The organism is Leifsonia sp. KNZ12-8B (assembly GCF_056755495.1).
The window spans coordinates 1-9,020 of sequence record NZ_JBPGXM010000145.1; the positions used below are offsets into that span (position 1 = coordinate 1).

General features: G+C 72.1%; 11 protein-coding genes and 1 pseudogene. 6 read left to right on the forward strand and 6 right to left on the reverse strand.

Annotation, left to right across the window (positions count from 1 at the left end):
- Positions 1 to 209, reverse strand: a pseudogene (locus ACR9ZG_RS16345) (hydrolase); the annotation flags it as partial.
- 90 nt (positions 210 to 299) lie between these two features.
- Complete coding sequence (locus ACR9ZG_RS16350; RefSeq protein ID WP_481285909.1) at positions 300 to 989, reverse strand: MgtC/SapB family protein; 690 nt, start codon at positions 987 to 989, stop codon at positions 300 to 302.
- A gap of 87 nt (positions 990 to 1,076) precedes the next feature.
- On the opposite strand from ACR9ZG_RS16350, the gene ACR9ZG_RS16355 reads away from it, so the two are divergent.
- Positions 1,077 to 1,289 carry a hypothetical protein gene (locus ACR9ZG_RS16355; protein WP_481285910.1) on the forward strand — a complete coding sequence of 71 codons (213 nt, stop codon included), beginning with the start codon at positions 1,077 to 1,079 and terminating at the stop codon, positions 1,287 to 1,289.
- An 80-nt stretch (positions 1,290 to 1,369) separates the two neighbouring features.
- On the opposite strand, the gene ACR9ZG_RS16360 is transcribed toward ACR9ZG_RS16355, so the two are convergent.
- Together ACR9ZG_RS16360 and ACR9ZG_RS16365 are read right to left on the reverse strand one after the other, a co-directional pair.
- On the reverse strand, positions 1,370 to 2,791 hold the full coding sequence (locus ACR9ZG_RS16360) for an MFS transporter (protein WP_481285911.1): 1,422 nt from the start codon (positions 2,789 to 2,791) through the stop codon (positions 1,370 to 1,372).
- A gap of 79 nt (positions 2,792 to 2,870) precedes the next feature.
- Positions 2,871 to 3,125: a hypothetical protein gene (locus ACR9ZG_RS16365; RefSeq protein ID WP_481285912.1), complete on the reverse strand. Its 255-nt coding sequence runs from the start codon at positions 3,123 to 3,125 to the stop codon at positions 2,871 to 2,873.
- 80 nt (positions 3,126 to 3,205) lie between these two features.
- On the opposite strand from ACR9ZG_RS16365, the gene ACR9ZG_RS16370 reads away from it, so the two are divergent.
- Genes ACR9ZG_RS16370 through ACR9ZG_RS16380 form a run of 3 tightly spaced genes read left to right on the forward strand, consistent with a single transcriptional unit; the run spans position 3,206 to position 4,170 of the window.
- A complete protein-coding gene (locus tag ACR9ZG_RS16370) occupies positions 3,206 to 3,571 on the forward strand; it encodes a DUF7882 family protein (RefSeq protein ID WP_481285913.1) in 366 nt (121 codons plus the stop codon).
- Between the two features lie 4 nt (positions 3,572 to 3,575).
- The gene (locus ACR9ZG_RS16375) at positions 3,576 to 3,899 is read left to right on the forward strand and encodes a DUF7882 family protein (RefSeq protein WP_481285914.1); all 324 of its coding nucleotides are present in this window, start codon (positions 3,576 to 3,578) and stop codon (positions 3,897 to 3,899) included.
- 25 nt (positions 3,900 to 3,924) lie between these two features.
- Positions 3,925 to 4,170 (forward strand): hypothetical protein, encoded by a 246-nt coding sequence (locus ACR9ZG_RS16380; protein ID WP_481285915.1) that lies wholly within the window; start codon positions 3,925 to 3,927, stop codon positions 4,168 to 4,170.
- A 69-nt stretch (positions 4,171 to 4,239) separates the two neighbouring features.
- Here the strand turns inward: ACR9ZG_RS16380 and ACR9ZG_RS16385 are convergent, their stop codons facing one another.
- Both ACR9ZG_RS16385 and ACR9ZG_RS16390 read right to left on the reverse strand, forming a co-directional pair.
- Positions 4,240 to 5,190 carry a quinone oxidoreductase family protein gene (locus tag ACR9ZG_RS16385; RefSeq protein ID WP_481285916.1) on the reverse strand — a complete coding sequence of 317 codons (951 nt, stop codon included), beginning with the start codon at positions 5,188 to 5,190 and terminating at the stop codon, positions 4,240 to 4,242.
- A gap of 55 nt (positions 5,191 to 5,245) precedes the next feature.
- Positions 5,246 to 6,418 carry an NYN domain-containing protein gene (locus tag ACR9ZG_RS16390; RefSeq protein WP_481285917.1) on the reverse strand — a complete coding sequence of 391 codons (1,173 nt, stop codon included), beginning with the start codon at positions 6,416 to 6,418 and terminating at the stop codon, positions 5,246 to 5,248.
- Positions 6,419 to 6,502: 84 nt separating this feature from the next.
- On the opposite strand from ACR9ZG_RS16390, the gene ACR9ZG_RS16395 reads away from it, so the two are divergent.
- Together ACR9ZG_RS16395 and ACR9ZG_RS16400 are read left to right on the forward strand one after the other, a co-directional pair.
- Complete coding sequence (locus ACR9ZG_RS16395) at positions 6,503 to 7,579, forward strand: LacI family DNA-binding transcriptional regulator (protein WP_481285918.1); 1,077 nt, start codon at positions 6,503 to 6,505, stop codon at positions 7,577 to 7,579.
- Between the two features lie 96 nt (positions 7,580 to 7,675).
- Positions 7,676 to 8,980, forward strand: coding sequence for an ABC transporter substrate-binding protein (locus ACR9ZG_RS16400; RefSeq protein ID WP_481285919.1), 1,305 nt, complete (start codon positions 7,676 to 7,678; stop codon positions 8,978 to 8,980).
- Positions 8,981 to 9,020: the final 40 nt, after the last annotated feature.

Consider the following 9,020-nt stretch of genomic DNA (forward strand, 5'->3'; position numbering starts at 1 on the left):
GCCACGCGCCGACCCGCAACGCGCCACGGCTGCTCGTAGCGCAGCACCGTCACGCCGCGTTCGGGGAGCCGTTCGGCGAGCGCGGTCAGATCGGTCGCGCCGATCCCGCCTCCGGCTCCGTGGCCGAGCCAGAGGGCGGCGCGCGGCTCGGCGGCGGCAGCAACGACGAGCCGGCCGGGGCCGAGGGAGGTGGGAACGTCGATATCCACGCAACGACCGTACCCGGCGGCCGCGGGCCTGCGGAGCAGCGAGCGCGAGCGCCCGGCCATGGCGGACACCGTCGGGCACCCGCCGGACGGTCACACGGCCCGGTCGTCGACGGCGGTGATGCCCGTCACCCCGTCGATCTCGGCGAGTTCCGCGACCAGGTGGTTGGCCTCCGTCCGGCGACCGCGCACCCGGATCGAGAACTCCAGAGCGGCCCCGTCGCCCGCCTCCCGCAGCTCGTCGATGCGTGTCTTCGTGCTGCTGGTGGCACACCGGTCGAGCACGTCGCGCACCGACGTCCCGACCCGGAGGACCCGCACGGTGAGCGTGATGCCCGTCGTGCGGCGCAGCACCCGCTCGGCCATCGGGAGGGAGCCGACGGTGAGGAGGTGGAGGGCCGTCCCCGCGGCGGCGAGGATGGGCAGGCCCGCGCCGCACGCCATCCCGACCGCGGCGGTGACCCAGATCGAGGCGGCCGTGGTCAGGCCGACGACGTTCCCGCGGTTGACGAAGATGACGCCGGCGCCGACGAAGCCGATGCCGGTGACCACCTGCGCCGCGATTCGCGACGGATCGGTCGGGCCGAGGCCGAGCGCGATGAACCCGTAGGCCGAGACCAGGGTGAACAGGGCCGAGCCGAGGCCGACGAGGATGTGGGTGCGCAGGCCCGCGCTCTTCAGCCGGCGCTCGCGCTCGATGCCGATGAGCGCCGAGAGGACGAAGGACAGCAGCAGGAGTCCCAGCTGCACGAGGAGCTGCTCGACGTCCGGCCACAGCACCATGCGTGGATTGTAGGGGCGTCCGCCGCCCCGTGGCACCAGCGGACCTTGCGCCGCTCGCCGCCGGGGCGGAGCATGGAGGAGGGTGCGATGCGAGCCGATGGGGACGGGGTGATCGCGATGACGGTGGACGCTGGATGTTGTGCCGGATGCGGCGGGCGCTTGGCCGCGCAGCGGAGGCTGGTGCCGTCGCTCGGCGGCAGCTGGGTGGTGGCGAGCGTGCCGGTGTGCGTGAACCCGCGCTGCCCGCGCAGCGGTCAGGGCCGCGACTCCGCCCCGGTGGCTACCGCAGCGGTGGCGTGAGCGCGCCGGTGGCGTGAGCCCGCCGGTAGCGTGAGCGCGCCGGTGGCGTGAGCGCGCCGCCGGCCGGAGCGCCGCCCTCCTTACGCCCCCGCAGCCTCCGCGCCTCCCGCCGCGCGCCCGCCCGAGCGCGGCCGCGCGAAGACGAGCAGCACGAGGTGCACGACCGCGAGCGCGGCGGCGACCGTCACGGCCGTCAGCCAGCTGCCCGGGGTCGTCCCGGCGCTGAACAGCACGCCCAGGAGGGTCGTCGCGACGATGGCGCCGACGTAGCGGGAGGTCTGGAAGATGCCCGCCGCGACGCCGCTGTCCTCCGGCCGGGCGGACGCGTAGAGCGCCTGGTTCATCGCGATGCTGACGACGCTGTACGGCACCCCGAGGGCGGCGGTCAGGAGCAGGACCACCCACGGCGCCGTCGAGAACGCCGCCACGGCGAGCAGCGCGGCTCCGACGACCAGGGCGCTCGCGCCGCCGAGCAGGGTGGGGCGCAGGCCGGCGCGCTCGATCATCCGCGCGGCGAACGGTGTGACGACCGTGGTGACCGCCGCCAGCGGGAACATCAGGAGGCCGGCGATGCCCGCTGCGTAGCCGCCGTGCGACTGCAGGTACTGCGGGAGGCCGAAGAACGCCGAGTAGTAGACCACGTTGAAGATGGCGAAGCAGAGGTAGATCGTCATCAGACGGCGGTTGGCGGCGAGGAGCCGTAGGTCGAGGAACGGCGTCCGGGTGCGCAGCTCGCGCCACATGAATCCCGCTCCGGCGAGAACCGCGATCGGCAGCAGCCACCAGAGCGGCCGCGGGTGCAGGTCGAGCAGGAACACCAGCAGCGCCGTCAGCGTCGTGATGAACAGCAGGATGCCGGGGATGTCCGACTCGATCAGGGTGCGGGAGAGCGGGGTGCGCTCGCGTTCGGCGTCGCGCGGGGCGGCCATCCACACGCCCGCGAAGGCCAGAGCGGCGAGCGGCACGTTGACCCAGAAGATCGCCTGCCAGCCGAGGAAGGTCACGAGCAGGCCGCCCAGCACGGGTCCGACGGCGGCCCCGGCCGTGTTGGCGATCTGGATGCGCCCGAGCAGGCGGGGCGTGCCGACCGAGCTCGCCGACGACAGCGACCGCAGCATGGCGATGGCCGACGGGAACGCGGGCGCCGTGCCGATCGCGAGGGCCACCCGGCCCAGGCACACCGCCGCGAACGAGGTCGCGAACGGCGTCAGCGCGCAGGCGAGCGCCACGACCAGCATCCCGAACAGGAACAGGCGGCGCGGGCCGAAGCGGTCGGCGAGCCGGCCCATGAGCGGCTGTCCGGCCGCCGACGCGAGGTAGAAGGCGGTGACGACCCAGGTGACGGTCGTGACGTCGACGTCGAAGTCGTGCTGCAGCGGCACCAGGGCGACCGCGATCATCGACGAGTTGAGCGGGTTCAGCAGGGTGCCCAGGCTGAGCGCCGCTACCGCCGCACCCACCGAACGCGGCCGGGCGCGGTCGGCGTCGGCGGGATCGGTCACCCGGCCAGCCTAATCCGGCCGGAGCGCGCGGCCCGCCCGGACCTCGCTCGGGCCCCGCCCGGACCTCGCCCGCAGAAACTCAGTCGTCCAGGTCGCCCAGGTCGTCGGTCGTCACCGGAATGGTGGAGCGGTACGGATACGCCGGCATGGCCGAGTACTCCTCGTCGTCCGCGAGCTCGTACACGTCGTACGCGAGGGCGCCCGCGAACAGGGTGGCGACGCGGATCTCACCCGGCGGACAGCCTCCGATCAGGGGCACGACCACGACGCTGTCCAGGGTGACGCCGTCCTCGTAGAGGAGGGCCGCTTTGATGGTTCGCGTGAGAGCGTCCATGCACGGACTTTACGCCGAGCGCACACCACGACTTGACGACGCGCGGCCGGATGGGAAAAGTTGGTCTCGGAGAGGACTCGATGGGAACCCTGATCTACGACGGTGCGGACGGATTCACGTTCGACGACCGCGTCCTCGCCCACCTGCAGGCCGTCATCGCGACCAAGCTGCGCCGCCGCGAGGGCTTCCTCCTGATCTGGATGGACCGCACGAGCAGCGAGGAGGGCACGCTGCGGTCGGTGTGGCTCGACCCGTCGATCAGCGTGCAGTTCGTGTTCGCGCGTCCGCGCCTCCCCGAGCTCAACCGCGAGTGGCTGGGCATCCTCACCGACAAGGCGAACAGCAACAGCGGCCTGATGCTCGACGACGACATCCGCGCCGAGATCCGGGAGGAGCTGCCCGAGGGGACGTACCGCGCCGCGCGGACGCGCAAGAAGGAGGCCTGACGCGATGGGACGGCTCATCTACGGCGGCACGCAGGAGTACGAGTTCGACGACCGCACGCTGTCGCACGTCAAGATCGCGATCGTGACCAAGCTGCGCCGGCACGAGAGCTTCCTGCTCAACTGGCAGATCCCGCCGGAGCAGGGCGGCGGCCGGATGAGCCTCTGGGTCAGCCGGGAGGTGCCGATGGCGTTCGTCTTCAACGGCAGCCGCCCGCCCAAGCTCAACGACCGCTGGATGGAGGCGCTGCTGCACACCAGCCAGCGCACGGGCGGCATGTTCGTCATGCGCGAGGACGAGGCCGAGGCCGGAAACTACCAAGAGCGTTAGCCCCTCCCGGACCTACCATGGAGGCATGGTGAAGGTGGAGGGCCGGCTCGGCATGCGCGCCGGGCGGGCGGCGGAATGGCTGGACGCCAAACTGCTGCCGGTCTTCGGTCCACCCCCGCTCGGACCCTACGAGCAGGAGTCCCCGAAGACGCAGACGGCCATGTGCCCGCTCTGCGGCCGTGGGCTGACGGAGCATGCGATGCAGCGTGACGAGGGTCACGCCTTCCTCGTGTGCCCGTGGCCGGCGACCACGGAGCTGCAGGTGTCGTAGCCGTTCGCGCGCAGGACGCGCGCCGCGGGTCGAAGGCGGCGAGCGAAGGGGAGAGCGCGCTGTCCGCGGCTACGGGAGCAGGGCGATCTTGCCGCCGGGGTGCCCCTCGGCCAGGAAGCGCAGCGCCTCCGGCGCCTCGGCCAGCGGGTAGGTGCGCGCGATGGGCACCTGCAGGCGCCCGGCGCCGGCGAGCTCCAGCAGCGACGCCCGGACCGAGTCGCGGTAGCGCTGGCTCTCGGGCTGCGCGCCGAAGACGGCGTGGAACCCCTCCTTCTCGGCGCGCTGCGCGGCGACGATGGTGACGATGCGGAGGCGGTCGGGGACGAGTTCCAGCGAGACGTCGACCGCCTCGTCCGTGCCGACCGTGTCGAGGGCCGCGGCGACCGGGCCCTGGGCGGCCTCGCGCACCCGCTCGGCCAGGCCGGGGCCGTATGCGACCGGAAGGCCGCCGAACCGCCGGACGCGGGCGAAGCTCTCCTCGCTGGCCGTCCCGATGACGCGTGCGCCGAGCTCGGCCGCCTGCTGCAGGATGCTCACGCCGACCGCGCCGGACGCGCCGTGGACCAGGATGGTCTCACCCTCGCGCACGTCGGTGACGTGGAGCATCTGGGCGGCGGTCGTCCCGGCGAGCAGGAGGTTGGCGGCCTCCTCGTCGGCCAGGCGCGGTGGCTTGGCGAAGACGTCCTTCGCGGGGACGGTCAGCTCGGTCGCGTAGCCGCCCTGCACCCGGAAGGCCACCACCTCGTCGCCGACGGCCCCGCCGCCCGACGCGAGCTCGGTGTCCGGCCCGATCGCTGTCACCACCCCGGCCAGCTCGTAGCCGATCGGGACGGGGTAGGAGGCGCCCGGACGCGGCGACGCGACGTGCTTGTAGTCCGCGGGGTTCACGCCGGCGGCGCGCACCCGGATGGTGACCTCTCCGGTCCCGGGCTCCGCCACCTCCCGCTCCGCGAACTCCCACGTCTCCGGAGCGCCGGGCTGCGTCGCGATCCACTGTCGGGCCATGCGTCGTTCTGCCATGCGCGCGAGTCAACGCCCGGTGGCTGGGCGTCGCCTGGATGTCGCCGGCGCCGCGTCAGGAGGGGCGGACCGGGTCGCTGATCCGTCCGCTGTGCCGGGCGCGGCGCGGCCGGGTGGGGGCGAGCCGGATGAGCTGCGCGGTGGAGCTGTCGTCGAGCTCGACCAGGGTGTCGCGCGACTTCACGAAGTCGCTGAACGAGCGGTAGCCGAGCGCCTTCTCGCTGAAGGACGGGTCCATGCGCTTCATCTGGCTCTTCACCTGCCCGGCGTGCAGCCACTCGGAGTCGTCCTTCTCGTGGCCCAGCTGCATCGCGCGGGCGAGCAGGCGGGTGGCGACGACCTGGGAGTCCTCTGCCGGCTCCTCGGCCGGCTCCTCGGGAACCTCGGCCGGGCGGCGGCGGCTGCGCTTGGCCTTCTGCGGGGGTGCCTCGGTCGCGGCCTCCTGCTCGTCGGCGGCGACCTGCTCGTCGGCGGTGTCGTCTGGCGTGTCGTCGGGCGCGTCGTCGGCCGCGGACTCCTCTGCCGGCGCGGAGGTCCGACCGGCGGACGCGGACGCGGCCGAGCGGCGCGACGTCCTCGCCGCAGGCGTCGAGTCGTCGTCCTCGGCGGAGGCGACGACCTCCGGGGCGGGGACGGCGTCGACGGACTCCGCCGCCTCGTCCCTGGCGATGCCGGGCAGGTCGTCGTAGCTCACGAACTCGTCGCACGCGGCGGCGAGCGAGCGCGCGGTGGAGCCGGCCACGCCGATCCCGACGACGTAGCGGCCGAGCCGCTTGATCCGCTGGGCCAGCGGGACGTAGTCGCTGTCGCCGGCCACGATCACGACATGGGTCAGCTCAGGGAGGCGGAACAGATCCTCCACCGCATCGACCGCGAGCCGGATGTCGGCGCCGTTCTTGGCGTAGGCGGCGGCGGGGAAGAGCTGGACGAGGTCGACGGCGCGGCCCACGAGCTGCCCGCGGTACTCGGCGTTGACCGCGGCCGACCAGTCGGCGTACGCCCTGGTCAGGACGAGGGTCCCGAAGGACGAGGAGAAGTCGATCACGGCGCCGAGGTCGACCCGCGCCTCGGCGAGCCGCGCGGCGAACGCGGGCTTGGGCTGGCCTCCTGCCGACCGCTGCCGGTCGCGCATGAAGGAGCCGCGACCGTGGACCTGGTCGTAGCGGGAGATGACGATGTTGTCGAAGTCGATGTAGACAGCGACGCGGCCGTCCCCTGGTTCGGTCATGCTGCCACGATAGCCGGACCCGCTGGCATCGAGGGCGGGCCGGGACTGTAACGTTGTCCCCGCACGCACGCGAAGGGAGACGCGGTGTCGACTGCGGGACGGGTGACGATCGCCGGCCTGGCCGAGCGCCTGGGGCTGTCCAAGGCGTCCGTCTCCTACGCCCTCAACGGCCAGCCGGGGGTCAGCGCCGAGACCAGGGACCGGGTGCTCGCGCTCGCCGACGAGCTCGGCTGGCACCCCAGCTCCAGCGCCAGGGCGCTGTCGCGGTCGCTCTCGGACACCATCGGCATCGTGCTGCGCCGCGACCCCGAGCTGCTCGGCACCGAGCCGTACTACATGAGCCTGCTCGCCGGGGTGGAGGCGGAGCTCTCGGCGACCGGGCAGTCCCTGCTGCTGCGCATGGTCGGCACCGCCCCCGGTCAGGACGTCGCGGTGTACCGCCGCTGGAGCGCCGAGGGGAGGGTCGACGGCGTCATGCTGTTCGACATCACGATCGACGACCCGCGGCCGCGGCTGCTCGACGAGCTCGGGCTGGCGTTCGTGCTGCACGGCAACCGCGAGGAGGTCGCGCCCGGCCGCGTGCTGCGCTACGACGCCGCTGGCGACGCCGGTCTGCTGGTGCGGCACCTGGCCGCGCTGGGGCACCGCCGCGTGCTGCACATCCTGGGCCCGGGCGAGTTCGAGCACGAGCAGGACCGCCGGACGGCCGTCGCCGCCGAGGCCGCGCACGCGGGCATGACGGTGGCGTTCGAGACCTCGGACTACTCGATGGCGGCGGGGGAGCGCATCGCGGGCCGCCGGCTCGCGGCCGACCCGCAGCTGACCGCGATCATCACCTCGAACGACCTCCTCGCCCACGGCGCGCAGGCCGCCCTCGCGAGTGCGGGGCGCGACGACGTCGCCCTCGCGGCGTGGGACGACTCCCTGCTGTGCCGGCTCGGCTCGCGCCCGATCACCGCGCTCGACCGGTCGGCGGAGGAGCAGGGCAGGCGGGCGACGCGGATGCTGCTGGATCAGCTGAACGGCCTCCCCGCCTCCGTGCACCGGGCGCGGCCGAGCCGGCTCGTCGTGCGGTCGACGAGCGTGCCGGCGGCGGACTCCGCGCCGGAGCCGGTGCTGACCCCCGGTCGAGGGCAGAAAACACTCGCCGAAAATGCTTGACAAGCACTGAACCGGTTCAGTTATGCTCGGCCCAGCCGCCGACGCCGGTTCTCGCCCTGTGCCTGCGGCTCCCCATCAAGAGACGAAGGAGTCACAATGAGGAAACGCGCCATCGCGGCCGCGGCCATCGCCGCCGCGGTCTCGCTCGTGGTCGCCGGATGCAGCGGATCGGGCGGCTCGGGATCGTCGGGGTCGGGATCGACCATCACCTACTGGGCCAGCAACCAGGGCACCAGCCTCGACAACGACAAGCAGGTCCTCACCCCGGTGCTGGACGACTTCACGAAGCAGACCGGCATCAAGGTCAAGCTCGAGGTGATCGGCTGGAACGACCTCCAGACGCGCATCCAGACCGCGGTCACCAGCGGCCAGGGCCCCGACGTGCTCAACATCGGCAACACCTGGGCGGCGTCGCTGCAGGCGACCGGCGCGTTCCTCCCGTTCGGCGACTCCGAGATGAAGGCGATCGGCGGGGAGGACAAGTTCGTCAAGACCGCGCTCGAGACCGGTGGCGCGTCCGGCGAGACCGTGACGAGCGTCCCGCTGTACGGCCTGGCGTACGGCCTCTACTACAACAAGAAGATGTTCACCGACGCCGGCGTGCAGCCTCCGACGACGTGGGAGGAGCTGGTCGCTGCGGCCAAGAAGGTCACCACCGGCTCGACCTACGGCTTCTCGCTCGCGGCCGGCAGCTACACCGAGAACGCGCACTTCGCGTTCATCAACTCGGCGCAGAACGGCGGCGCCTGGTTCGACAAGGACGGCAAGCCGACCTTCACGACCAGCGAGAACGTCGACGGCATCAAGCGCTACCTCGACCTGATGCAGACCGACAAGGTCGTCAACACCTCCAACGCGCAGTACGACAACGGCGTGCAGGCGGTGAACGACTTCGCCACCGGCAAGGTCGCGATGATCCTGAGCCAGAACAACGCCGACTCGTCGATCGTCGCCAACGGCATGAAGTCGGACCAGTACGGCGTGGTGCCGTTCCCGTCGCCCGAGGGCGGCAAGCCGGTCGCCAGCCACGTCGCCGGTATCAACCTGTCGATCTTCAAGAACACGAAGAACAAGGACGCGGCGCTGAAGTTCGTGAAGTACATGACGAGCGAGGACACCCAGGCCACGCTCGGCAAGCCCTTCGCGACGCTCCCGATGCTGAACGGCGCCAAGGCGACCTTCACGGACAACGCGGAGGAGGCGGCGACCTTCCAGAAGATCTACAACGAGATGTCCAAGCCGCTGCCGCTGGTGCCGGCCGAGGACCAGTTCGAGAACACCGTCGGCAAGGCGATGAACGACATGTTCGCCAAGATCGCCACCGGAGGCACGGTCTCGGACTCCGACATCAAGTCGGCCCTGCAGACCGCGCAGGACCAGGTCGAGCAGTCGATCGGCTGACGACGCACCGGTGACGTCCGCCTGTCTCTTATACACATCT

Coding starts and splice junctions, on each gene's coding strand:
- ACR9ZG_RS16370 (WP_481285913.1), top strand. CDS start 3,206: ATGGGAACCCTGATCTACGACGGTGCGGACGGATTCACGTTCGACGAC.
- ACR9ZG_RS16355 (WP_481285910.1), top strand. CDS start 1,077: ATGCGAGCCGATGGGGACGGGGTGATCGCGATGACGGTGGACGCTGGA.
- ACR9ZG_RS16365 (WP_481285912.1), bottom strand. CDS start 3,125: ATGGACGCTCTCACGCGAACCATCAAAGCGGCCCTCCTCTACGAGGAC.
- ACR9ZG_RS16400 (WP_481285919.1), top strand. CDS start 7,676: ATGAGGAAACGCGCCATCGCGGCCGCGGCCATCGCCGCCGCGGTCTCG.
- ACR9ZG_RS16385 (WP_481285916.1), bottom strand. CDS start 5,190: ATGGCAGAACGACGCATGGCCCGACAGTGGATCGCGACGCAGCCCGGC.
- ACR9ZG_RS16380 (WP_481285915.1), top strand. CDS start 3,925: ATGGTGAAGGTGGAGGGCCGGCTCGGCATGCGCGCCGGGCGGGCGGCG.
- ACR9ZG_RS16390 (WP_481285917.1), bottom strand. CDS start 6,418: ATGACCGAACCAGGGGACGGCCGCGTCGCTGTCTACATCGACTTCGAC.
- ACR9ZG_RS16375 (WP_481285914.1), top strand. CDS start 3,576: ATGGGACGGCTCATCTACGGCGGCACGCAGGAGTACGAGTTCGACGAC.
- ACR9ZG_RS16350 (WP_481285909.1), bottom strand. CDS start 989: ATGGTGCTGTGGCCGGACGTCGAGCAGCTCCTCGTGCAGCTGGGACTC.